Raw genomic sequence first — 24,380 nt, 5'->3', positions numbered from 1 at the left:
AGCGAGACATGAAGGCCTTCATTATTGACCGTTACGGCAAAGCCGATGTGCTGCGCGCCGGCGAGATGCCGGAGCCGGAGCTGCGCGCCGACGACGTGCTGGTGCAGATCCACGCCGCCAGTGTGAACCCGTTGGACCTGAAGATCCGCGACGGCGAATTCAAACTGCTGCTGCCGTATCGCATGCCCCTCATCCTGGGCAACGACATGGCCGGCGTGGTGGTCCGCGTGGGCGCGGGCGTGCGCCGGTTTAATGTCGGCGACGAGGTGTATGCGCGGCCCGACGACGACCGTATCGGCACGTTCGCCGAATTCATCGCGATCAAGGAGGATTCGTTGGCGCCCAAGCCGAAGACCTTGACGATGGAGCAGGCGGCGGCGATGCCGCTGGTGGCCCTGACGGCGTGGCAGGCGCTGGTCGAAAAAGGCAATTTGAAGAAGGGACAGAAGGTGCTGATACATGCCGGCGCCGGCGGCGTGGGGACGGTCGCCATTCAGCTGGCCAAGCACCTCGGCGCCACCGTCGCCACGACCGCCAGCGCGGCCAGCGCGCCCATGCTGAAAGAGCTGGGCGCCGATATCGTGATCGACTACAAGAGCGACGACTTCTCGCTGCGGCTGCGCGATTACGACCTGGTGCTCGATTCGCAGGGCGGCGTGACGCAGAAAAAATCGCTGAGCGTGCTCAAGCCGGGCGGAAAAGTCGTCGGCATCGCCGGGCCGCCGGACCCCGACTTCGCCAAGGCGCGCGGCGTGAACGTGCTGGTGGGGCTGGTCATGCGCGCGCTCAGTTACGGCATACGCAGCAAGGCCAAGGCGGCGGGCGTCAGCTACTCTTTCCTGTTCATGCGCGCCAGCGGCGAGCAGTTACGGCGGATCGCGGACCTGATCGACGCCGGCGCCATCCGGCCGGTGGTCGACCGCGTGTTCCCGTTCGACCAGACCAGGGAAGCGCTGGCCTACGTCGAAACCGGCAGGTCCAAGGGCAAGGTCGTCATCAAGGTGCGCTGATACCCAGCGGATACTCCGGGGTCACGTCCACCAATTCTACACGGGCTGATCTATGGGGGGATTTGACCGCCTTCGATCGGCCACCAGCGCGTCAATGCGACATCAAGACGGGCAATGTCATCGACCGCAAAACCGTGCGCGTGACGCCGCCCATCAGCACCTCGCGCCAGCGCATGTGCCCATACGCCCCCATGACGAGCAGATCGGCGTTGATGTCGGCCGCCAGCGACAGCAAGGCATTGCCCACGTCTAATCCCGGCGGCGTGTCCTGCCGCAGCACCTCGACCTTGACCCCATGCCGCGCCAGGAACAGCGCGATGTCGGCCCCCGGCTGCTCGCCGTGCACGCCATACTGCCGCTCCGGATTGAACAAGGCCAGCGTGACGCTGCCGCTGCGCCGCAGCAGCGGCAGCGCGTCGGTGACGGCGCGGACGGCGGAACGGCTGCCGTCCCACGCCACCAGCGCGTGACGGTCGATGCGGTCGAATTGGCCGGCATACGGCACCACCAGCACCGGCCGGCCACCCTGTAGCGCCGCGTATTCGGGCAGATCGCGGGCCGCGCCGGTTTGCCTGTCGTCCGGGTCATGCTGGCCGACCACCACCAGATCGGCGTAGCGCGCCTGCAGCACGATGTCGTACTGCGCGGTGTCGTCGCTCAGGCGCCGTTCGATGGCCTCGATGCCGGCGCCACGCGCCACCTTCTCGAAATTGTCCAGCGCCCGGTTGGCTTCGGCCCGGCAGGCCTCCACCTCGGCTTCGGGAATGGGTGCGGCCATCATCATCGGATAGGCGCCGTACAGTTCCGGCACGAAGCCGCTGACGGCGGCGCCGACCAGGTATCCCTGTTCGTCGCCGGCTAGGCGGGCGGCCAGCGCGACACGGGCGTCCGTGCGGCTTGAGCGGTCCACGTGGACCAGGATGGTTTTGTAAGACATGCTGCCTCCTATGAAGAAATGGCGATCGCCCGCAGGGCGTCGGCGTCGAGTAACTCGATGCGGCGGTTCTGGACTTCCAGCAGGCCGGCCGCGCGGAACTGCGTCAGTTGGCGGCTCACGCTTTCCAGCGCGAGACCCAGGTGGGATGCGATGTCGTCGCGCGACATGCGCAGCTCGAACGACGGCGCCGGCGGCGCCGGCGCGTGGTGGCTGGTCGCCAGGTCCATCAGAAACGCGGCCAGCCGCTGCGGCGCCTTGGCGTTACCGAGCAATAGCATGTTGCTCTGCTGGCGCGCCAGCTCGGTGCCGAACAGCGCGTGAAAACGTAGCAGCAGGGTGCTGCGCTGCTGTATCAGGCTGGTGAGCATCGCATACGAGATCGCGCACACCGTGCTGTCGCACAGCGCGACGGCGTCGCAGCAAAAGGTGTGCGAAGACAGCGCGTCGAGGCCGAGCAATTGCCCCGGCAGGTAGAAGCCGAGCACCTGCGGGCGGCCATCCGGCATCGGACGCTCGGTTTTGATCTGTCCGCTCGCCACGATGAACAGATGCTCGAGCGGCATGCCGTACCGGTAAAGTCGTTCGTGCCGCTTGAGGTGCTGGCGGCGCTCGACCGTGTGTTCAAAGCTGTGCAGTGCCGCGGGATCGAGGCCGGCCGGCAGGCAATGCTCCCGGGTGGGACAGGCGTGGCAGGTGGAAGGCAGGCCGGCGCTGGGCTGTTCGGAGCGGGGTACTGCTGATGTGGACGACAACATATGTATGACCTGAGGCAAAGTATGGATAGCCTAGCAAGTCTTAAATAAAAAAAAATTGATCTGCATCAAATTCCTCCTGCTTCGGCGGGCGGTCCGGGTGCCGCTGTTGAACATGGTCGCTTTCATATAGCGGTCGAAGAGGCGCGGTATGTGAGAGCTGCCGACGTTGATCAAGGCGCCGCCGTCGCGCTTCATGCGGTGCAGCGCCTCGAGCGAACCGTGGACCACGCCCCGCAAATCGGTTGCCTCCCCACGTGCAGTGTGACGAATATTTTGTCATGCGGGATGAGCTGCGATGTAGGACTGGCGCTTGGGGCAGGTAGGAAGCGAAATGACGGGTTTTTCGGCCTTTTCCGAACGCTATAGTCTTATTGGAGGTTAAAGTTAATGACAAGCCAATTGATTTTTGTCAGAATTCAACTACTTGATTTAGTATCAACGAGTAACTTACCGCTTGTCACCGCTATTGGGAGTCAACGATGGAAATTCTGGCCGTACTGTCACGCTCGGACTGGGCGAAAAATTCCCTAATGTGCGGCCTCGTGCTCACTTTGGCGGCCTGCGGCAAGGGCGATGACGGCGGCCAGCACGCCGGCGGTCCGCCGCCGGTGTCGGTGGCGCCGGTGGTCCAGCGCGAGGTGCAGGAGTTCGACGAGTTCACGGCCAGGCTGGAAGCGCCGGACACGGTGGACATCCGCTCGCGCGTGGCCGGCATGCTGACCAAGGTGCATTTCCGCGAAGGGCAGGTGGTCAATAAGGGCGACCGGCTGTTCACCATCGATCCGCGTCCGTTCGCCGCCGAGGCGGCGCGGCTGGAGGCGCAGCTGTTGGCGGCGAAAACCCAGGGTGAATTGAACAGGACCGAACTGGCGCGCGCCGAAAAACTGGTAGCGGTGCGCGGCGTCAGCCAACAGGAAATCGATCAGCTGCGCGCCGCGCTGGCGAGCGCCCAGGCCAGCGTCAAGGCGGCCGAGGCGGCGCTGGTGCAGGCCAGGCTCAATCTGGAGTTCACCAACATCACGGCGCCGGTCACGGGCCGCACCTCGCGCGCCAACATCACCGAGGGTAACCTGGTCAGCGTCGGCGATCCGGTGCTGACCACGGTGGTGTCGAGCGACCGTGTGTACGCCTACTTCGACGCCAGCGAGGCGATCTACCTGAAATATATGCGCTCGGCGCGCGAAGGCTCGCGGCAGTCGTCGCGCGACACGCCCAACGAGGTGCGCCTCGGCTTGGCCAACGAGGAGGGCTTCCCGCACGCCGGCAAGATGGACTTCGTCGACAACCGCCTCAATCCGGCCACCGCGTCGATGCGCGGGCGCGCCGTGTTCGACAACAAGGACGGCCTGTACACGCCCGGACTGTTCGCACGCCTCCAACTGGTCGGCAGCGGCAAGTACACGGCGACGATGGTGATGGACCGCGCCATCAGCACCGACCAGACGCGCAAGGTGGTGCTTATCGTCGGCAAGAACAACATCGTCGATCAGCGCGAGGTCAAGACCGGAGCGCTGATAGGCGGCATGCGCGCCGTCACCGGCGTCAAGCCCGGCGAACTGGTGATCGTCGACGGCCTGCTGCGCGCGATGCCCGGCGCGCCGGTCACGCCGCAGCAGCTCAAGGTCGATGACAAGGGCATGCCGATTCCGGCGCAGCCGCCGGGCGCTCCCGGTGCTCCGGCCGCCCCCGCCGCCGCCAAGAGCTAAGGGGCGCACGCATGGATATCTCACGGTTTTTCATTGATCGTCCGCGCTTCGCCACCGTTCTTTCGCTGTTCATTTTCCTGGTCGGCGTGCTGGCCATTTTCCAGCTGCCGATTTCGGAGTATCCGGAGGTGGCGCCGCCGCAGATCGTCGTGCGCGCCCAGTTCCCGGGCGCTAATCCGCGCGTGATTTCGGAGACCGTGGCCGCGCCGCTCGAGGAGCAGATCAACGGCCTGGAAAACATGCTGTATTTCGAAAGCCGCGCCACCGCCGACGGCAGCATGGCGCTGACGGTGACGTTCAAGATCGGCACGGTGCCGGAGCAGGCCGAGACGGCGGTGCAGAACCGCATCAACCGCGCCTTGCCACGGCTGCCGGAGATCGTCCGCACCATCGGCGTGACGACCGAGAAGCAGTCGCCCAACCTGACCATGGTGGTGCACATGGTCAGCCCCGACAACAGCCACGACGCGCTCTATCTGCGCAACTACGCCAACCTGAACGTGCGCGACGACCTGCTGCGCATATCGGGCATGGGATCGGTGCTGCAGTTCGGCGCGGGCGACTACGCGATGCGCGTGTGGCTCAATCCCCAGCAGTTGGCGGGACGCGGCATGACGGCCGGCGACGTGGTCGCGGCGATACGCGAGCAGAACGCGCAGGTGGCGGCCGGCGTGGTCGGTTCGCCGCCGGCGCCGGACGACACGGATTTCCAGTTGCAGGTCAACGCGCAGGGCCGCTTGATCACGGAGGAGGATTTTTCCAACATCATCGTGCGCAGCGATCCGGCCAACGGCGCCGTGGTGCGCATCAAGGATGTCGGCCGGGTCGAAATGAGCGCCAGCACCTACTCGCTGCGTAGTCTGCTGAACAACAAGGAAGCGGCGGCGATCGCCATCTTCCAGGCGCCGGGATCGAACGCGCTGCAGCTGTCGGACGACGTGCGGGCGACAATGGCGAGGTTGAAGGCCAACTTCCCCAAGGGCGTCGACTACGACATCGTCTACGATCCGACGCGCTTCGTGCAGACGTCGATCGAAAAAGTGGTGCACACGCTGATCGAGGCGGTGCTGCTGGTGGTGCTGGTGGTGATCATCTTCCTGCAGACGTGGCGCGCGTCGGTGATTCCGCTGCTGGCGGTGCCGGTGTCCATCGTCGGCACCTTCGCGGTGCTGATGTTGCTGGGTTATTCGATCAACACCCTGACCTTGTTCGGACTGGTGCTGGCGATCGGTATCGTCGTCGACGACGCCATCGTGGTGGTGGAAAACGTCGAGCGCAACATCGCCGACGGCCTGACGCCGCACGACGCCACGGTACGCGCGATGAACGAGGTCAGCGGCCCGATCATCGCCATCGCGCTGGTGCTGTGCGCGGTGTTCATTCCGCTGACCTTCGTGCCCGGCCTGTCGGGCCAGTTCTACAAGCAGTTCGCCGCCACCATCGCCATTTCGACGGTGATCTCGGCGTTCAATTCGCTGACGTTGTCGCCGGCGCTGGCGGCGATGCTCCTGCGGCCGCACGACGCGCCCAAGGACCGCCTCTCGCGCGGGATGGACAAGGTGTTCGGCCGCTTCTTCCACTGGTTTAACTGCATGTTCCAGCGCCGCAGCGCGGCCTACAGCCGTGGCGTGACCGGTCTGCTGGGGCGCAAGTCGCTGGCGCTGGTGGTGTATGGCGTGCTGCTGGTGTTGACAGGGCTGCTGTTCACGCGCATCCCGAGCGGCTTCGTGCCGGCGCCGGACAAGCAGTACCTGATCGGCGTGGCGCAGCTGCCGGCCGGCTCCTCGCTGGCGCGCACCGAGAAAGTGATCCGCGACATGAGCGACATCGCGCTCAAGGTGCCGGGTATCACCGATTCGATCGCCTTCCCGGGCTTGTCGATCGCCGGCTTCTCGGCCTCGCCGAACGAGGGCATCGTCTTCTTCGGCCTGGCGCCGTTCGAGAAGCGCACCTCGGGCGACCTGTCGAAGGATGCCATCCTCGGCAAGGTCAATGGCGCGATCCAGCAGATCCAGGGCGCGCGCATGTTCGTGGTGCCGCCGCCGGCGGTCGACGGCCTGGGCAACGCGGGCGGCTTCAAGGTGCAGGTGCAGGATCGCGGCAGCCAGGGGGAGCAGGCGCTGTATGGCGCCGTCTGGGGCGTGCTCGGCCAGATCTACGGCAATAAGAAGTCGAGCATCGGCACGCCGTATTCGACCTACGACATCAATGTGCCGCAGCTGTTCGCGGACGTCGACCGCACCAAGGCCAAGCAGATGGGCGTGCCACTGCAGGATATCTACGACACGCTGCAGATCAATCTCGGCTCGCTGTACGTGAACGACTTCACCCGCTTCGGCAAGACCTACCAGGTGGTGGTGCAGGCCGATGCGCCGTTCCGCTCGCGCGCCGACAGCATCGTGCGGCTGGAGACGCGCAATTCGGCCGGGCAGATGGTGCCGCTGGGGTCCGTCATGCAGGTCAATCCGACCTTCGGCCCGACCCGCGTGACGCGCTACAACGGCTTCCCGTCGGCCGACATCAACGGCGCCGCCAACCCCGGCTTCTCCAGCGGGCAGTCGGAGGCGGAGATCGAACGCCTGGTCAAGACCCTGCCGCGCGGCATGTCGTACGAATGGACCGACCTGGCCTACCAGGACCGGCTGACGCGTTCCGTGACCTTGCCGGGGTTGGACATCAAGATCCCGACATTGGGCGCGGTGCTGTTCCTGTCGGTGGTGCTGGTGGTGCTGGTGCTGACGGCGCAGTACGAGAGCTGGAGCCTGCCGCTGGCCATCATCATGATCGTGCCGATGTGTATTCTGTCGGCGTTGTTCGGCGTGTGGCTGTCGCATTTCCCGCCGTTCGGCCAGGCGGGGGATTTGAATCTGTTCACGCAGGTGGCGCTGGTGGTGCTGGTCGGCCTGGCGTGCAAGAACGCGATTCTGATCGTGGAATTCGCCAAGGAGCTGGAAGAGCAGGGCAAGCCGATGGTGGACGCGGTGATCGAGGCCTGCCATCTGCGTCTGCGGCCGATCTTGATGACGTCGATCGCCTTCTGCGCCGGCGTGATACCGTTGATCCTCGGCAGCGGCGCGGGCAGCGAGATGCGCCGCGCGATGGGGATCGCGGTGTTCTCCGGCATGGTCGGCGTGACCCTGTTCGGGATTTTCCTGACGCCGGTGTTCTACGCGCTGCTGCGCAAGGGCACCGAGAAACGGCGCGCCCACGCGGAAGAACTACGGCGCGAAATCGACGCCGCCGCGCATCCGTTCCACGCCGGTATCGATGATGCCGGTCCGGCGGGTGCGCCCGGCGCGCACAAGGCGCCATCCGCGCACGAACCACGCAAGGAGGACTTATGATCACGTCGCCCCGCATGGCGTCCTTGCGTCCGGCCGGCCTGGCCATTGCCGTTTCGCTGGCGCTGGCCGCCTGTTCGAGCGCGCCGCCCGCCAAGCATTTCGAACCGGTGCTGGGCGCCGGCTTCGCCAACGCGCCGGCCGGCGCCAAGGCCGAGGAACCGGTCAGCCAGTTCTGGCGCGGCTTCAACGATCCGTTGCTGGACAGCCTGGTGGAGCGGGCGCTGTCGGCCAACACCGACGTGCGCTCGGCCGCCGCCAGCCTGCGCGAGGCGCGCGCGCTGAACCGCTTCGCCGACGCCAATCTGCTGCCCAGCATCGGCGTGAACGCGGGCGCCGCGCGCATACGTGGACCGAACGACGCCGGTGTCGTCAGCACCAATAACAACTACTCGGCCGGGCTGGATGTCAGCTGGGAGGCCGACCTGTTCGGCCGCCTGGGCGACGCCCGGCGCGCGGCCGAGGCCAATGTGCTGGCCGGCGCGGCCGGCGTGCGGGCGGCTCAGGTGAGCGTGGCGGCCGAGGTGGCGCGCAACTATTTCGACCTGCGCGGCTTGCAGGAGCAGTTGCGCGTCGCGGTCTCCTCGCTGGAGACGCAGAACGAAGCGCTCAAGCTGGTCGACGCGCGGCTCGACGTCGGCCGTGGCACGGCGCTCGACAGCGAACGCGCGCGGGCGCTGGTCAAGTCGACGGCGGCCAATATACCGGCGCTGGAATCGGCGCTGATACGCACCCGCTACCGCATCGCCGTGCTGTGCGGACAGCAGCCGACGGCGCTCGACGCGGAACTGGAGCCGGTCAAGCCTTTGCCGGGATTGCAGGCGGTCGAACTGTCGGCGATCGGATCGCCGGCGGCGCTGCTGCGGCGGCGGCCGGATATTCAACTGGCCGAGGCGCAGGTCAGCGCGGCGGCGGCGCAGGTGGGCGTGGCGCGCAGCGCGCTGTTCCCGCAGATCGTGCTGGGCGGGACGCTGGGGCAGAACGCGCAGCACCTGAGCGAACTGGCCAAGGGACCGGCCTATGTCTACAACCTGGGCGCGCAGCTGACGTGGAATTTGCTGGACTTCGGCCGCATCCGCGCGCAGATCGCGGCCGCCGACGCGCGCAGCGACGGGGTGATGGTCGCGTACGAGCGCGCGGTGCTAACGGCGCTGGAGGAGACCGAGGGCGCGTTGGCGGCGTACACGCGCAGCCAGCGGCAGGCGGCGTTGCTGTACGAGGCGGCGCAGTCGTCGGAGCAGGCGGCGCTGATCGCGCGCGAGCGTTTCGCGGTCGGCTCGACGGACTTCCTGACGGTGCTCGATGCCGAACGCGAGCTGCTGACGGCGCGCGACAGGCTGGCGCAGTCGCAGGCGGGGGCGGCGACGACCCTGGTGGCCGTGTACAAGGCGCTGGCGGGTGGATGGGACGTGCCGGGCCAATAGACAGGACGCGTGATCATGACGAAATTTCTTATCTCGTTTCCGGCGAGTGCGATGGATGTTCCCGACGACGAGATGGCTGCTGTTTCCGAGGCGTCGCATGAGGTGATCAGGGAGGCCAAGGCCGCCGGGGTGTATGTTTTTGGCGGGGGGATCAATAGCGAGGTCGCTCCGCTGAGGGTCGCGGCCGATGGCAACTGCACCAACGAGACCTACCGGGAGACCAAAGAGCTTGATGGAGGCTTTTGTGTACTTGAGCTGCCGTCCAGGGCGGCAGCTGTCGAGTGGGCGGCCCGGCTTGCGTCGGCCTGCCGCTGTGCGCAAGAACTGCGCGAGTTCTACTATGATCCCGAGAGCTGAATAGACGCGGTTTGCTATCGGCCCAAAGCGGGGATTGCCGCCGCATCAGCGGATATCGGCCGACCAGTCTTTGTCCTCATGGGAAGGTCAAGTCCATACCGAGCATCCTGACAACGACGAAGGTGACGAGGCCCAGGCCCAGCAGCGATAGCACGAAGACTGCCGCCGCTTCGCCGCCCGCGCGCAGCACCGCGCGCCTTTCCTTCTTGTTCGCCTTCTTCCCTTGATCGTAATGCCACTTGATGGCGAAGAACATGCCCGTGCCGAGCACGAGAGCCTTGAACGTGACGAAGACTATAGGGGTCCATTCCATCATTTTGAGTATTCCTAAGCTATTACTTGACACTATCTATCATGAGGAGCACGACGTCAAAACACTGCTGCACCTTCTGAGGCATACTACTTGAAAGCAATTTCCATACATTAAGACAAAATGTCCCAGTTGAAAACCATGCAAGATGAAAATTTGTCAATCTGGGTGCCGCGATTGGCCGTTCACGGCGGGCCACGTTTTTTGCAGATTGCGGATGCCTTGCAGGCGGCGGTGGTGGATGGATCGCTGAAACCGGGTGACCGCCTGCCTACGCAGCGCCAGTTGGCGGCACGGCTGGAGGTCGACCTGACGACGGTCACGCGCGCCTACGACGAAGCCAGGCGCCGCAACTTGCTGGAGGGGCGGGGCGCTCGAGGCACGTATGTCGCGGCGTCGAAAGTCGAATTGACCTCGATCCTCGACCTGAGCATGAACACCCCGCCGCCGCCGGATGGCGTGGACTTCGACGACATGTTGAAACAAGGTTTGTCGCAAGTGCTGATGAGGGCAGATAGTGAATTGCTGATGACTTACCACCTGGCCGGGGGTAGCGACTCCGACCGTAAGGCCGGCGCCAAATGGCTCGAACCGATGTTTGGACATCTGGATACCCGGCAGGTGGTTGTCTGTCCGGGCGCGCAGGCGGCGATCGCCGCATTGATCCTTGCGCTGACGGAGCCTGGCGATGTTATCCTGGCAGAGACTGTAAGCTATCCCGGCTTGCGAGCCGCGGCGGCCCAATTCGGCCGGCATATCATTGCGGTGGAAGCGGACCAGCACGGGATGGTGCCCGGGATGCTGGAGGAAGCGTGCCGCCAGCACAAGCCCGGGCTGGTCTACCTCAATCCGACATTACAGAACCCGACCGCCATCACCATGCCGGAACGCCGGCGCAAGGAGCTCGCCGGCATCGCGAAGCGCTGCGATGTACGCATCGTCGAGGACGATCCCTACTGGCTCCTTGCCGATGCCCCGCCGCCACCTATTGCCACGTTTGCCCCGGAACGGGTGTACTACATCTCGACGCTGTCGAAATGCCTGACGCCCGGCTTGCGTGTCGCGTTCATGCTGGTACGCGACCCGCACGAACGCGAACGTTTCCTGGTCGCGCTAAGATCGTTTGCGCTGATGGTCGCTCCCCTGACGGCCGCACTGGCCACTCAGTGGATACTCGACGGATCGGCCGACGGATTGGTGGAAGGCGTACGCAAGGAGGCGCGCCTGCGCCACCGGATGGCTCGGGATATTCTGGCGGGGCGGTACGGCGGCGCCGGGGATGGCCTGCACGTATGGCTCGAGCTGCCGGCGTATTGGAACTCCTCGCAGCTTGCGCGCGCAGCCGACAGCGAGGGCATCGCGGTCACGCCGGCGGAGGCATTCGCAATTGGCAGCGTATCCGTGAATGCGATCCGGATCTCCTTGGGTAACATCAAGGACCGTGGGCGCTTACAGGCGGGTCTTCAACGGCTGTCCCATCTGCTTGCGCGGCGGCCCGAGTCGTTCAGCGTTGCTGTGGTTTGACTGTCCAGGAAACACTGTGATGCGAACTTTCCTGCGCGCGCTCGTGGTTGCCGTCGTCCTCATCCTGGGCTACGGCTTGCTGGAGCCGGCCATTGAACGGGCGCTATATACGATGCGCCTGGCGGCGATGCCCAAGCCCGAAATGCTTCCGGTACCGGTGGAGGGCGTGCGGGCGCGTGCGCTGCGCGACACCTGGGGTGGCGCGCGCGGTGAGGGTCGCAGGCATGAAGGCATCGATATCTTCGCCAAGCGCGGCACCCCCGTGCTATCGAGTACGGAGGGCATCGTGCTGCGGGTCGGCACGAACCGCCTCGGTGGATTGGTGGTGTGGGTGTTGGGGCCGGGCGGCCAGCGTCATTATTACGCCCATCTCGATCGCTATGCGGACGTGGAGGCGGGCATGCGCATCGAGGCTGGCCGGGTGTTGGGGTATGTCGGCAATTCGGGCAATGCGCAAGGCACGCCGCCGCATCTGCACTACGGCGTGTACGACTTTGGCGGCGCGATCAATCCGTATCCGTTGCTGCGCGCCGAACGTCTTACGGCTGGGATTGTGTCCGAATGACAGACTTGACCCCCGGCCTGTCGGTGTCAGCCGTCGGCGGCGCGGGCATGGCCGATTACGCGCTGCGCGCTAATCCGCCCTACGTGTCTCCGCGGGTTCGGCGCGTTCCAGGTTCGTTCTCACGCGCTGCAGGAGCGCCAGCAATTGCGCGCATTCTTCGTCGCTCATGCCGGTGACGGCGAGGTTCGATACCTCCGCGCCCAACGCCTGTAAGCCTTGAATCACCGTTAGACCTTCTTCGGTCAGGCTCAGCCGCGCGCTGCGCCGGTCGCTTTCGTCGACCTGCGCGTCGAGCAGCTTCTTGTCGCGCAGCCCGCGCATCAAGCGCGCCAGCTGCGCTTTGTCGCGCCCGGAGTGCGCGACCAGCTCGCTTTGGCTGGCGCCCGGATGCTTGGCGAAAAAGCCCAGCACCTTGTATTCCATGTGCGTGAGCTCGTGCCCGGTGTCGCGCAGGCTGCGCAACTGCATCGACCGGTACATGTGCATGAGCGTGTGGATCGAGTCAAAAACGGCCTCGGCCGGACCGCTGCCAAATTGGTTGACAACGTTAACTTGTTTCTGTAGATTGGGGGACATTGTCAACTAACTGGTGAATTGTATGAATGATAAACGTATCCAGCGGGTCCGTCACGAACTCAAGGCGCGCGAAGTGACCGTCAGCGCTGTGAGGCAGCTGGCGCCGAATTTCGTTAGCGTAACATTCAAAGGCGAGAGCCTGCACGATTTCGTCTCTTTGTCGTATGACGATCACGTCAAGTTCATCCTGCACGACGCCGCCGGCGAGCGCGTAATGCGCGACTATACGCCGCGCCATTACGATCGCGACGCCCGCGAGCTGACCCTGGAATTCGCGCTGCACACCGAGGGCCACATGACCGATTGGGCGCGCCAGGCGCGGGTAGGGCAGCAGGCCGTCATCGGCGGGCCGAAGGGATCGATGATCATCCCGGCCGGTTACACCTGGCAGATCCTGGCCGGCGACGCCACCGCCTTGCCGGCGATCCGCCGCCGCCTTGACGAGCTGCCGGCGGCGGCCGACGTGCTGGTGCTGGTCACCGGCGAGGAAGCGGCCGCCCTGGAATTCGCCAGCGCCGCGCGCCTGCGCGTGCAGCTGGCGCCGACGCCGGACGACATCGTCGAGGCGTTCCGCGCCATGCGACTGCCCGAGGGCGACGGCTTTATCTGGTGCGCGGGCGAGGCGCGGATGGCCAAACAGGTGCGCGATATCCTGTTCGTCGAGAAGGGCTTTTCGCGCGAGGCGGCGCGGATTTCGGCGTACTGGAAGAAGGGCGCGTCCGCCCATCACGAGAACCTCGAATAATCCCGCTATTACTGGAGCTGGGCGAGCAGGGCTTCCGCGCCGTTGCGGATTCCGGCCTTCGAGGCGTCCATCAGTCCCAGGCTGGCGCCCAGGTTGTACGGGCCGGGATACTGCTTGGTGACATAGGCGTTGACCAGCAGGTCGGTCGACGCGTCGTACAGTTCAACCGCGTACATCACCGATCCGGTGAAGGCGCCTTCCTTGCCGCGCGCCGCCTGCACCAAGTTATACGGCCCGCCGGCCAGGTCGAAGCGCGACGCGGTGCTCAAAAAACGCGTGTTCGATTTTGCGCCCGTCAAGGTCAACTTGAGGCGCAGCGTGTGCCGGCCGGGATCCCGCGTGAGGTTAAAGCGGCCGCGCAGCTTCGCTTCGAATTCGCTCTGCATATAGGCCGCCAGCGCGGCCTTGTCCTCCTCCGTCACTTCCTCAAACTGGCTGTCCTGGCCGCGATACACCTCTACCGGATCGACGATGATGCTCCTGTATTCCCGCAGGTCCACCTGCGTGGCATAGTTGTAGGGGATCCGTCCCGACTGGTCGTTGAGGTTGGGCCGCAGCTGGCCGGAAGACGCCAGGCCGCCGTAGGGAACCGGTTGCGTGGTGGCGCACCCCGCGACCGCCAGGCAGGCGGCGATCAGCAGGGGAGCGGTGGATTTGAGCGATGTGTACATGGCGATGCCTTTGCGAGAAGAGTTTATGTTTTAAAACTGAACCAACCTGTACAGTATTGATGGCGGGACCGCCGACTGTCAAGCTTAAATTAGGCGGCTTCACCGACTTTCGAGTCTGTTATTCACGCTAAACATGCAATAAAATGTACTTTCAGGTTTGGATATGGGGTTGGCATGAAAGTACGTACGGAGGCGCGCCGCCAGGCGATCATCGAGGCGGCGGCGGAGTTGTTCCAGGAGGCCGGCTACGAGGGCGCGTCGATGAACGAGCTGGCCAAGCGCCTGGGCGGTTCGAAGGCGACGCTTTACGGTTACTTCCCGTCGAAGGAGGAGCTGTTCGGCGCCGTCGTCAGGACCGTGGCCACGGCGCAGTTGTTCGACGCCACGCGGGAGCTGGCGGCCAATGTGGTCGGCCGCACCGCGCTGGAGATGGCGCTGATCCATTTCGGCGAGCGCATGCTGCACGTGCTGACCAACGATAAAAAGGCGGTGGCCGTCTATCGCATGGTGGTGGCCGAGGCGGGGCGCTCGGACGTGGGCCAGCTGTTTTACGACGCCGGACCGAGCGAGTCGATCACGGCCCTGGCGTCGGTGCTGGAGGCGGCCATGGAGCGCGGCGAGATCCGGCGCGCCGACGCGCGCGTGGCGGCGCTGCAGTACACGGCGCTGGTGACGGCCGAGGTGACGGCCCGGATTTTCCAGCAGGACCCGCCGCAGCTGGCGCTCAAGGATATCCAGCAAATGGTGACGCGGGCGGCCGATTTGTTCTTCGCTGGTATGACGCCACGATGACAAAGCGATAGTAAAAAATGATGTGGCTAAATTGCCCAAAGTGAGAAAACGCACGCACCGGACTGGTGCAACGAGCGCACAATATGTGTCTTGTTGAAGGAGATCGTCATGTCCAGTAGTCACACTTTTCGCCCCGATCTGGTGTCGTCGGAAATCGTCAAAACCGGCATCGAACTGGCGGATCGGGAAGGACCGGACAGCGCCGCCGCCTACCTGAGCGAGCGCGGGGTGCTGGAACCGGTGATCGCCAGGGTCATCTCGGAACCGGCGCACCGCCGCAACATGGGGCGCCTGCGCGGCAAGGACGAAAGTCTGCTGGCGGAAGAGGCGTCGCGGTACAAGTTCATTCGCTGAACCGGCCCGCCGTTGGCCGCTCCGGGTGTTGCGAGGCTGCCACGGCGATGTTGCACCGCCGCGAGCCGGTTTGGCAGGCGTCGCCATGCTATTCGATAGTCGCTCGCATGCTGCGATGCAATATTAATAATCCTTTACAAAATCCTCCGTTGCGCTAAAGTTCATCTACCGATGATAACGCTAACTTGAAGTTGGCCGACCTCTGCGGATAAATTCCCAACTCAGACAAGAGACCGTGCCACAGTCTAGGCGCGTTCCTCAGAACTGAAATGATAGCGCTAACTTAGACTTGGAGAGATGGATGGAAAGTTCCAGCAGCCCGCACGACAGCGCGATACGCTGGGTCGTCATGGGCGTGAGCGGCTGCGGCAAGAGCACGATCGGCCAAGCGCTGGCAACGGCTCAAGGCGTCGAGTTCGTCGAGGGGGACCAGTTCCATCCGGCGGCCAACGTGGCCAAGATGTCGGCCGGCCAACCTTTGACCGACGACGACCGCGCCGATTGGCTGCTGGCGCTGCAGGCGAAGGTGGGCGAAGCTCGCCGGGCCGGCGTCGGCCTGGTGCTGTCCTGCTCGTCGCTGAAGCGCCGTTACCGCGACCTGCTGCGGGCGGCGGATCCGGCGCTGCGGTTCGCCCATCTGAGCGGCGCGCGCGAACTGATCGCCGACCGCATGCAGGCGCGCGTCGGGCATTACATGCCGCCGTCGCTGCTGGACAGCCAATTCAAGGACCTGCAGCCGCTCCAGGCCGACGAGGCCGGAATCACCCTGGCCATCACGGCGCCGCCGGAGCAATTGGTTGCGGAGATATTGGCCAGCGAGGGAAGGGCCGCATCCAGGGGGGACGGACCGGAATAACAGAAACACGGGGGAAGCAAAAGCAGCAAAACGCAGCGGACCGTCAGCAGTACCGCGCGCAAACAACTACAGACCAAAAACGGAGACCAAAATGACTACACCAACACGTAACACCATCATGCGCCTGGCCGTCGCCAGCGCTTGCAGTTGGATCGCCCTGTCGGCCCAGGCCCAGGTTCAGGCGCAAGCCCAGGCTGAAGCTCAAGCCCAGACCCCGCCGGCTGGCGTCGAAGCGCAGGGCGCCACGGCACAGGACAACGCGCCGGTGGCGGCCCCGGCTGCGGCCGCGCCGGAAGCGGCGGCCCCGGTGGCGAACGTGGTCACCGTGTCCGGCTCGCGCATCGCCGCGCGCGGCTTCACGCAGCCGACGCCGACCACCACGCTGAGCGCCGACGACCTGGCCAAGGGCGCGCAGCCGAACATTTTCAATAGCATCGCCGAACTGCCGGCCCTGCAAGGCAGCACCGGCCGCACCACCAGCACCGGCAGCACCAGTAGCGGCATACAGGGTTTGAGTTCGCTGAGCCTGCGCGGCCTGGGTCCGATACGCACGCTGACCTTGCTGGACGGCCAGCGCGTGGTCGGCGCCAACGTCACCGGCGTGACGGACGTGAGCCAGTTTCCGCAGCTGCTGATCAAGCGCGTCGACGTGGTCACCGGCGGCGCCTCGGCCTCGTATGGTTCGGACGCGGTCGGCGGCGTGGTCAACTTCATCACCGACAAACGCTTCAAGGGCTTCAAGGCCAATGTGCAGGGCGGCCAGACCACCTACCGCGACGACAAGAACGGCACCTTGCAGGCCGCGTGGGGCGACTCCTTCATGGACGACCGCCTGCACGTGCAGGTCAGCGGCGAATACGGCCGCCAGAAGGGCGTCGAGTCGCCGGGCTTCGGCGAGGTCGGACCGAACGGCCGCACGTGGTACCAGAATCCGGCCTTCCAGGTGCGCACGCTGGCGCAGACCACCGACGGCAAGCCGCAGTACTATTCGGTGCTGCACGCGCAGCAGTACCAGTACGCCAAGTATGGCCTGATCACCAACGGCCCGCTGCAGGGCACCGCCTTCGGCGACAACAGCCAGCCGTACAAATTCAACTATGGCTCGAACGGCGTGCCGACCGGCACCGGCGCGGTGACCGGCTGTATCAATCCGCTGTGCATCGGCGGCGACTTGAGCGGCAGCGTCGGCGCCGGCACCAGCCTGGCGATGGATCTGACGCGCCAGGTGGCCTATACGCGCGTCGGCTTCGACATCAATCCCGATCATGAGATCTACATGACGGCCAACTTCGGCAAGGTGAAGGCGGCCTTCTCGCCGAATCCCGGCGCCGCCAAAAACGCCAACCTGACCATCCAGTGCAGCAATCCGTACCTGCCGGCGTCGATCGCCGCCGCCTGCGCGGCCAATAACATCACCAGCTTCCAGTACGGCACGGCCAATGCCATCTTCCCGGAAAATATCAACGTCCACCCGACCCGCCAGATGGAGCGCGTGGTGGTCGGCGGCACCGGCAAGTTCCAGGTGCTGGGCAAGGAATGGTCGTATGACGCTTATGCCGAACATGGCGCCAACAAGACCGACATCATCGTCAACGACATGACGCTGAACGCGCGCTACAACGCCGCCATCGACGCCGTGCGCGCACCCGACGGCACCATCGTCTGCCGCAACCCGGTCGCCGCCGCGTCGGGCTGCAAGCCGCTCAACATCATCGGTAACAACCCGATCGACGCGGCTGCCTGGGCCTATATCGCGCCGGAAAACGGTCCGCGCCAGCACACCCGCCAGACCCAGGATGTCGCCAGCGTCAACTTCAGCGGCGAGGCGTTCGAATCGTGGGCCGGCCCGATCGCCATGGCGACCGGCGCCGAGTATCGCCGCGAACACTACAAGGTCACCGGCGACCCGTACGGCAACGGCATCTTCCCGGACAGCCAGAACAACGCCAGCTATCCGGCCGACCCGCTGCTCAACACCGCCGTCGGTAACAACTGGTACGCCGGTAATTATCACAACGCCAGCGGCACCTACAACGTCAAGGAAGCCTACGTGGAGTTGAACGTGCCGGTGCTCAAATCGGCCACCTGGGGCGAGGCCAATATCAACATGGCCGACCGCCACACCAAGTACAGCACCTCCGGCCACGTGGAAAGCTGGAAGCTGGGCGCCAGCTGGAAGACCGGCATCGACGGCCTGCGCCTGCGCGCGGTGACCTCCAAGGACGTGCGCGCGCCCAACCTGAGCGAGCTGTTCGCCGCGCAGGTGGTGACCAACAACGTCGTCGCCTACCAGGGCAACACCATCACCGTGCAGCAGCGCGCCATCGGCAATACCAAGCTGCGTCCGGAGATCGCCCGCAACAACACCGCCGGCATCGTGCTGACGCAGCCGTCGTGGGCGCCGGGCTTCAGCGCCTCGATCGACTACTTCGATATCAAGGTTAAAGGCGTGATATCGTCGCTGAACGCGCAGCAGGAAGTCGATCTGTGCGTGGCCGGAAACCAGGAAATCTGCGGCGCGATGGTGCTCAACAGCCCGGTCTCGATCAATAACTACGTAACCGTGCAAGCGTTCAACCTGGCGTCGCTGCGCGCCAAGGGCTACGACCTGGAAGGCGCCTACCGCATGAACCTCAAGGGCCTGCCGGGGCGCCTGACGTTGCGCGCGCTAGTCACCCGCAACATCAGCTTCCTGACCGATCCTGGCGTTGTAGGCACCATTCCGTCCGAAGGCGCCGGCGCCAACTTGGGCGCCACCCCGAAGTGGAAAGGCCTCGCTTCGCAGTCGTGGGACACCGACAAGTACAGCCTGACCCTGACCGAGCGCTGGATCAGCAAAGGCGTCTACAGCAATGAGTTCATCGAGTGCCAGACCAACTGCCCGGTCTCGACGACGATCCACCCGACCATCTTCGACAACAAGATGAAGGGCGCGTTCTATGTCGATCTGGGTGGCAGCTACAAGTTCGATGACAAAACCACCGCCTACTTCAAGGTCGATAACATCGGCAATGTCGATCCGGCACCGGCCCCGCAGAACAACCTCAGTTACGGCATCAACCCGCAGCTGTACGATGTGCTGGGCCGCGTCTACCGTGTCGGCGTCCGCTACAACTTCTAACTTTTAACCCCGGGGCGCCGTCATGAACATTACCAGTCCATTGGCGGCGCTGTTCGGCGTTGCGCCAGCCGTCTGGGGCATGCTCGCCGTCGGCTTGTCCGTCGGCCTGCTGACCCTTTTGATCGCGTGGGGAAAAGTGCAGCCGTTGCTGGCGTTCGTGGTGGCCGCGCTGGCGGCGGCGCTGTTGCTCGGCATGCCGCTGGACTCCATCCCCAAATCGATCGACAAAGGCATCGGCGACCTGCTTGGGTCGCTGATCGTCATCGTCTGCCTGGGCGCCGTGTTCGGCAAACTGATCGCCGACAGCGGGGCCGCCCAGCGCATCGCCAGCTATCTGATCGGCGTATTCGGTTCTGCGCGCATGCCGGTGGCGCTGACCCTGACCGGTTTCGTTGCCGGGATTCCCCTGTATTACAACGTCGGCTTCGTGCTGCTGGTGCCGCTGGTGTTCTCTCTGGTGTATCAGAGCGGGCGGCCGGCGGTGGCGCTGGCGATACCGCTGCTGGCCGGGCTGTCGATCGCGCACGGTTTCCTGCCGCCGCATCCGTCGCCGACCGCGCTGGTGGCGCAGTTCCATGCCGATATGGGTCGCACGCTGTTCTACGGGATGATCGTCGCGATACCGACCCTGATCATCGCCGGTCCGGTATTCGCGATGACCTTGAAGCGCATCCACAGCGAGCCGGCGCCGATGTTCCGCGCCGGGCTGCTGGAGGAGGCGCAGCTGCCGGGTGTCTTCAACAGCTTCGCCACCGCGCTGCTGCCGGTCTGGCTGCTGGCCGCCGCCACCGCGCTGACCATGGTGCCGACGCAGGATGCGGCGCTGAGGTCGGTCATCAATTTCATGGCCAATCCGATGATCGTGATGTTGATCGCGTTGGCCGTGGCCCTGGTGACGCTGGGACTTGCGCGCGGCAAGAGCCTGCCGGCGCTGATGTCCGGCGCGCAGGACGCGTTGCGCGACATCGCGCCCATCCTGCTGGTGATCGCAGGGGCGGGCGCGCTGAAACAGGTGCTGGTCGATTCGGGCGTCAGCGGGGAATTGGGCCGGCAACTGGGCGGCCTGCCGGTGCCGCCGCTGGTGTTGGGCTGGCTGGTGGCCACCTTGATACGTATCTGCCTTGGTTCGGCCACCGTGGCCGGACTCACGGCGGCCGGCATCGTCGCGCCGCTGGTGGAAAGCTCGGGCATCGACCCGAGCCTGATGGTGCTGGCGATCGGCGCCGGCAGTTTGATGTGCAGCCACGTGAACGATTCAGGCTTCTGGATGTTCAAGGAGTACTTCGGCCTGTCGCTGAAGGACACGTTCCGCTCGTGGACTTTGATGGAGACGCTGGTCGGCGTCTTCGGATTGATTTTCGTGTTGCTCCTATCGATTTTTATCTAAGGACTAAGCAAATGAAATTATCTTTAACACGGTTGCTGATGGCGGCCGTGGCGATACTGGCCGTCCCGATGGATGGCGCGCAGGCTGCGCCGGCCTCGGTTTCCGTCTATCAGACCATGCCGGACGATGCGCTGGCCGTCAAAGTCCAGGCCACCGGCGACGGCCGCACCGACGACACGGCGGCGATCCAGAAAGCCGTCGATAGCGCCGCCAACAAGGGCGAGGGCGGGGTGGTGTTCCTGCCTTCGGGGCGCTACCGCATCACGCGCACCATCCTGATCCCGCTCGCGGTGCGCCTGTACGGCGTCGGCGCGACACGGCCGGTGCTGGTGTTGGGCGAGCGCACGCCCGGCTTCCAGAAAGGCGTCGCCAACATGGTGGTGTTCACCGGCGGCGATCAATACACGGTCGGCAAGGTGCCGGTTCCCGTTGTGAGCGCGGTGCCGTTCAGCGAGAACGTGCGCGACGCGAATTCGTCGACCTTCTATTCGGCGATGAGCAATGTCGATTTTGAAATCGGCGACGGCAATCCGGCGGCGGCGGCCGTGCGGCTGCGCACCGCGCAGCATTCGAACCTGAGCCACATCGACTTCCATATCGGCTCCGGACTGGCCGGCATCTACCAGGTCGGCAACGAGGGCTTCAACCTGAAGTTTTACGGTGGACGCTACGGCATCCTGTCGGAGAAGACCTCGCCGGCCTGGCAGTTCACGCTGATGGATTCGACTTTCGAGGGCCAGCGCGACGCGGCCATCCGCGAGCATGAAGCCGGCCTGACGATGATCAATGTCTCCATCCGCAACACCAAGGTGGGCATCGAGATCGATCGCGGATACGGCGATTGGCTGTGGGGCAAGGATGTGCGCTTCGAGAACGTGTCGAAGGCGGCGATCATCATCTCGAACGAGGACAACGTCTACACCCAGGTCGGCTTCGACAACGCGGTCGCGCGCAATACCCCGGTATTCGCGCAGTTCCGCGACAGCGGCAAGAAGATCTCCGCGCCAGGCCCGATCTACCGCGTCGGTGAGTTCAACTACGGCTTGATGCTGCCGGGTGTGGGCAGCACCGGCCAGTTCGGCACCAACTCCAAAATCGCGCCGTTGAGCGCCATGCCGGCAGCGCCCAAGCGCGTGCTGCGGGCGCTGCCGCCGACCACGCAATGGGCCAACGCGCGTGCCCTGGGCGCCAAGGGAGACGGCCATACCGACGATACGGCGGCGATCCAGAAAGCCATCGACAACAACCGCGTCGTGTATCTGCCGCTGGGCTTTTACATCGTCAACGATACGATCCGCATGAAGCCCGACACGGTGATCGTCGCGCTGCATCCTGGCCTGACGCAGCTGGTGCTGCCGAACGGTTCGCCGCTGTACGCCGGCGTGGATGGACCCAAGGCGCTGCTGGAAAGCGCCAAGGGCGGCGACGCGATCGTCTCCGGCTTCGGCCTGGCGACCGGCGAAGTCAATCCGCGCGCGGTCGGGCTGTTGTGGAAAGCCGGCGAGCAATCGCTGGTCGACGACATCCGCATCCAGGGCGGCCACGGCACGCGTCTTTACGATGGCGTGCGCCGCGATCCATATCAAAAGCGGGCCGACTTCGACCCGATCGCGCATTGGGACCGCCAGTATCCGAGCATCTGGGTCACCGACGGCGGTGGCGGCACCTTTGTCGCGGTCTGGTCGCCGAGCACCTTCTCGCAGGCCGGGTTCTACGTCTCCGACACCAAGACGCCGGGCCGCGTCTACGAGCTCTCCGCCGAGCACCATGTGCGCGCCGAGATCGTGCTCGATAACGTGGAAAACTGGGAGTTCCTGGCGCCGCAAACGGAGCAGGAGGTGCGCGACGGCATGGATGCGGTGTCGCTGGAGATCCGCAATTCGCGCAACATCCTGTTCGCGAACTATCACGCCTACCGCGTCACCCGATCGATCAAGCCGGCGCCGGCCGCCGTGAAGATGACCAATTCCAGCGATATCCGCTTCCGCAACGTGCACGTCAACGGCGAGAGCGGCTACGCGACCTGCGACGCCAACGGTTGCGATACCTATCTGCGCGCCAGCAAATTCCCGTTCGAGAACGCGTTGCTGGATGTCACGCACAAGCTGGAGGTGCGCGAGCGCGAGTTCGCGATGCTCGACATCGCCGCCAACCCGGTGGCGCCGCCTGCCAATCCCGTCAAGGTGGAGAAGCTGGAGGAGGGCTTCTATTCGATCGCCGGCGGCGTGGTCGACGCCAAGGGCAAGCTGTATTTCGTGGACCGCCGCTTCCAGCGCATCTATAGCTGGTCGAAGGACAAAGGGCTGGTGGTGGTGCGCGACGCGCCGCTCGACCCGATCAACCTGGCCATCGACAACAGTGGCGCGCTGATGGTGCTGTCGTCGCACGGCTTCGAAGGCACGGTGTATTCCTTCCATCCGGATCGTCCGGCCGGCGAGGTAACGCTGATCAAGCCGACCCCGGTGAAGGCCCATGCCGGCGCGAAGACTGTGGTGCCGGTCAACTTCTGGCAGAACGGCGAATTCCGCGACCAGCTCAATCCCGAGACCTACGAGTTCACCACGCTGGCGGAGATGTTCGCGCGCGATGTCGCGCTGCCGAAAAAGCGGGAATATGTTTCGTCGGACGGTACGCTGGTGCTGCCGGCCTACCGCATGTTCCAACAGGGTCAGACCAACCATCTGGGCTGGCGCTTCTCGGACTCCCTCGATACGCATGGCCTGGTGTCGGCGGGGCGCAATGGGCGCGTGGTGTTCACCAACGGCTCCGAGAACCGCACCTTCAGCGGCGTGATCGGCACCGGCGGCGGCATCACCGATCTCAAACTGGCGGCCAATCGCGGCGGCGAGAGCGCGGCCGCGGATGCGGCGGGCAATGTGTATGTGGCCAACGGCCAGATCTTCGTCTATAACCCCGATGGCAAGGAGATCGGCCGCATCGACGTGCCGGAACGTCCGCTGCAGCTGATCTTCGGCGGCGAGGGCGGACGCACGCTGTTCATCCTCACCCATCGCGCGCTGTATGCGACGGGAGGCTTGAATGGCGCTTAAACACCTTGGACGCGCGGTTTTGGCGATGCTGGTCGCGGTCTGCGCGCAGGCCGGCGCGCAGCAAACGCACATGCTATGGCCGGACGGGGCCCCCGGATCTGAAAAACGCCACGGCGAAGCGGAGACGGTGCAGAACACCTACGTCAGCAATATCCACGACCCGTCGCTAACGGTGGTCAAGGCCGATGCGCGCCACGCCAACGGCGCGGCGGTCATCATCGCGCCCGGGGGCGGACATCGCATGCTGGTGTGGATGAATGAGGGCATGGTGGCGGCGAAGTCGCTCAACCGCGTCGGCGTGACCGCCTTCGTGCTGAAGTACCGTCTCGCGCGCGACCAGGGCTCCAGCTACAGCATCGAGAACGACGCCGCCGCCGATCTGCGGCGCGCGGTGCGCTGGGTGAGGGCGCATGCGGCGGAATTCGGCGTCGATCCGAACCGTCTCGGCGTCATGGGGTTCTCGGCAGGCGGGGAGCTGGTGTCGCTGGTGGCCGATAATCCGGCGCCGCCGGCCGTGACGGGCGCGAAGCGGGACGCGGTCGACCAGCAAAGCGGGCGGCCCGACTTCCAGGTGCTGGTGTATCCGGGGCCGCTGGGCGTGCCCGCCAAGGCCCCGCAGGCCGCGCCGCCGGCCTTCATCGTCGCGGGATCGGCGGACAAGTGCTGCGGTCCGCCGGCGGTGGCACTGTATCAGCAGTTGGTGGCGGCCGGCGTGTCGGCGGAACTGCATATGTATGCGGACACCGACCACGCGTTCAACATGGGGCAGCGCTCGGAGCGTCTGTCCGACGTGCATTGGCCGGATCGCCTGGCCGATTGGCTGAGCGACAGCGGCTGGCTGGTTCCGCACGGTGGCAAGGCGCCGCAGGGCGTGCCGTCGCCGGCTCAGTGACTATCCG

Annotated in this window: 20 protein-coding genes; 15 read left to right on the top strand and 5 right to left on the bottom strand. The window is 65.1% G+C overall.

Features of this window, described 5'->3' with window-relative positions:
• The first annotated feature begins 8 nt into the window (after positions 1 to 8).
• On the top strand, positions 9 to 1,010 hold the full coding sequence (locus MRBLMU1_RS06195) for an NADP-dependent oxidoreductase (RefSeq protein WP_363498586.1): 1,002 nt from the start codon (positions 9 to 11) through the stop codon (positions 1,008 to 1,010).
• 91 nt (positions 1,011 to 1,101) lie between these two features.
• On the opposite strand, the gene MRBLMU1_RS06190 is transcribed toward MRBLMU1_RS06195, so the two are convergent.
• A complete protein-coding gene (locus tag MRBLMU1_RS06190; RefSeq protein ID WP_363498583.1) occupies positions 1,102 to 1,947 on the bottom strand; it encodes a universal stress protein in 846 nt (281 codons plus the stop codon).
• Positions 1,948 to 1,955: 8 nt separating this feature from the next.
• Positions 1,956 to 2,702: a Crp/Fnr family transcriptional regulator gene (locus MRBLMU1_RS06185; RefSeq protein ID WP_363498580.1), complete on the bottom strand. Its 747-nt coding sequence runs from the start codon at positions 2,700 to 2,702 to the stop codon at positions 1,956 to 1,958.
• Between the two features lie 479 nt (positions 2,703 to 3,181).
• On the opposite strand from MRBLMU1_RS06185, the gene MRBLMU1_RS06180 reads away from it, so the two are divergent.
• Genes MRBLMU1_RS06180 through MRBLMU1_RS06165 form a run of 4 tightly spaced genes read left to right on the top strand, consistent with a single transcriptional unit; the run spans position 3,182 to position 9,530 of the window.
• Complete coding sequence (locus MRBLMU1_RS06180) at positions 3,182 to 4,408, top strand: efflux RND transporter periplasmic adaptor subunit (protein WP_363498577.1); 1,227 nt, start codon at positions 3,182 to 3,184, stop codon at positions 4,406 to 4,408.
• Between the two features lie 11 nt (positions 4,409 to 4,419).
• Positions 4,420 to 7,752 (top strand): efflux RND transporter permease subunit, encoded by a 3,333-nt coding sequence (locus MRBLMU1_RS06175; protein WP_363498574.1) that lies wholly within the window; start codon positions 4,420 to 4,422, stop codon positions 7,750 to 7,752.
• Entirely contained in the window at positions 7,749 to 9,173 is a 1,425-nt protein-coding gene (locus tag MRBLMU1_RS06170) for a TolC family protein (RefSeq protein WP_363498571.1), read from the top strand. The genes MRBLMU1_RS06175 and MRBLMU1_RS06170 overlap by 4 nt, the downstream gene beginning before the upstream one ends.
• Before the next feature lie 15 nt (positions 9,174 to 9,188).
• Entirely contained in the window at positions 9,189 to 9,530 is a 342-nt protein-coding gene (locus tag MRBLMU1_RS06165; RefSeq protein WP_363498568.1) for a YciI family protein, read from the top strand.
• Between the two features lie 76 nt (positions 9,531 to 9,606).
• Here MRBLMU1_RS06165 and MRBLMU1_RS06160 read toward each other — a convergent pair whose 3' ends face one another.
• Positions 9,607 to 9,846, bottom strand: a complete 240-nt coding sequence (locus tag MRBLMU1_RS06160; protein ID WP_363498565.1) for a hypothetical protein — start codon at positions 9,844 to 9,846, stop codon at positions 9,607 to 9,609.
• A gap of 117 nt (positions 9,847 to 9,963) precedes the next feature.
• Here MRBLMU1_RS06160 and MRBLMU1_RS06155 point away from each other — a divergent pair, with 117 nt between their 5' ends.
• Both MRBLMU1_RS06155 and MRBLMU1_RS06150 read left to right on the top strand, forming a co-directional pair.
• Entirely contained in the window at positions 9,964 to 11,364 is a 1,401-nt protein-coding gene (locus MRBLMU1_RS06155) for a PLP-dependent aminotransferase family protein (protein WP_363498563.1), read from the top strand.
• A 19-nt stretch (positions 11,365 to 11,383) separates the two neighbouring features.
• Positions 11,384 to 11,929, top strand: a complete 546-nt coding sequence (locus MRBLMU1_RS06150; RefSeq protein ID WP_363498560.1) for a M23 family metallopeptidase — start codon at positions 11,384 to 11,386, stop codon at positions 11,927 to 11,929.
• 69 nt (positions 11,930 to 11,998) lie between these two features.
• Here MRBLMU1_RS06150 and MRBLMU1_RS06145 read toward each other — a convergent pair whose 3' ends face one another.
• Positions 11,999 to 12,505 (bottom strand): MarR family winged helix-turn-helix transcriptional regulator, encoded by a 507-nt coding sequence (locus MRBLMU1_RS06145; protein WP_363498557.1) that lies wholly within the window; start codon positions 12,503 to 12,505, stop codon positions 11,999 to 12,001.
• 22 nt (positions 12,506 to 12,527) lie between these two features.
• Between MRBLMU1_RS06145 and MRBLMU1_RS06140 the strand changes: the two genes are divergently transcribed.
• A complete protein-coding gene (locus tag MRBLMU1_RS06140; RefSeq protein WP_363498554.1) occupies positions 12,528 to 13,250 on the top strand; it encodes a siderophore-interacting protein in 723 nt (240 codons plus the stop codon).
• A gap of 8 nt (positions 13,251 to 13,258) precedes the next feature.
• Here the strand turns inward: MRBLMU1_RS06140 and MRBLMU1_RS06135 are convergent, their stop codons facing one another.
• Entirely contained in the window at positions 13,259 to 13,921 is a 663-nt protein-coding gene (locus MRBLMU1_RS06135) for a DUF3313 domain-containing protein (RefSeq protein ID WP_363498551.1), read from the bottom strand.
• Positions 13,922 to 14,095: 174 nt separating this feature from the next.
• On the opposite strand from MRBLMU1_RS06135, the gene MRBLMU1_RS06130 reads away from it, so the two are divergent.
• The 7 genes from MRBLMU1_RS06130 to MRBLMU1_RS06100 all read left to right on the top strand — a co-directional run bounded on the left by MRBLMU1_RS06130 (position 14,096) and on the right by MRBLMU1_RS06100 (position 24,373).
• Positions 14,096 to 14,713 carry a TetR/AcrR family transcriptional regulator gene (locus MRBLMU1_RS06130; RefSeq protein WP_363498548.1) on the top strand — a complete coding sequence of 206 codons (618 nt, stop codon included), beginning with the start codon at positions 14,096 to 14,098 and terminating at the stop codon, positions 14,711 to 14,713.
• A 108-nt stretch (positions 14,714 to 14,821) separates the two neighbouring features.
• Entirely contained in the window at positions 14,822 to 15,067 is a 246-nt protein-coding gene (locus MRBLMU1_RS06125; RefSeq protein WP_090314202.1) for a hypothetical protein, read from the top strand.
• A gap of 301 nt (positions 15,068 to 15,368) precedes the next feature.
• Positions 15,369 to 15,923, top strand: a complete 555-nt coding sequence (locus tag MRBLMU1_RS06120; protein ID WP_363498544.1) for a gluconokinase — start codon at positions 15,369 to 15,371, stop codon at positions 15,921 to 15,923.
• Positions 15,924 to 16,014: 91 nt separating this feature from the next.
• Positions 16,015 to 19,044, top strand: a complete 3,030-nt coding sequence (locus tag MRBLMU1_RS06115; protein ID WP_363498541.1) for a TonB-dependent receptor plug domain-containing protein — start codon at positions 16,015 to 16,017, stop codon at positions 19,042 to 19,044.
• A gap of 22 nt (positions 19,045 to 19,066) precedes the next feature.
• A complete protein-coding gene (locus MRBLMU1_RS06110) occupies positions 19,067 to 20,431 on the top strand; it encodes a gluconate:H+ symporter (RefSeq protein WP_363498538.1) in 1,365 nt (454 codons plus the stop codon).
• Between the two features lie 11 nt (positions 20,432 to 20,442).
• Positions 20,443 to 23,481 (top strand): glycosyl hydrolase family 28-related protein, encoded by a 3,039-nt coding sequence (locus MRBLMU1_RS06105; protein WP_363498535.1) that lies wholly within the window; start codon positions 20,443 to 20,445, stop codon positions 23,479 to 23,481.
• Positions 23,471 to 24,373, top strand: coding sequence for an alpha/beta hydrolase (locus MRBLMU1_RS06100; RefSeq protein WP_363498532.1), 903 nt, complete (start codon positions 23,471 to 23,473; stop codon positions 24,371 to 24,373). The genes MRBLMU1_RS06105 and MRBLMU1_RS06100 overlap by 11 nt, the downstream gene beginning before the upstream one ends.
• Positions 24,374 to 24,380: the final 7 nt, after the last annotated feature.

The sequence above is a fragment of the Burkholderia sp. LMU1-1-1.1 genome (genome assembly GCF_040675865.1).
In the GTDB taxonomy this organism is placed as follows: domain Bacteria; phylum Pseudomonadota; class Gammaproteobacteria; order Burkholderiales; family Burkholderiaceae_D; genus Rugamonas.
This window is presented reverse-complemented; position numbering and strand designations above follow the sequence as displayed.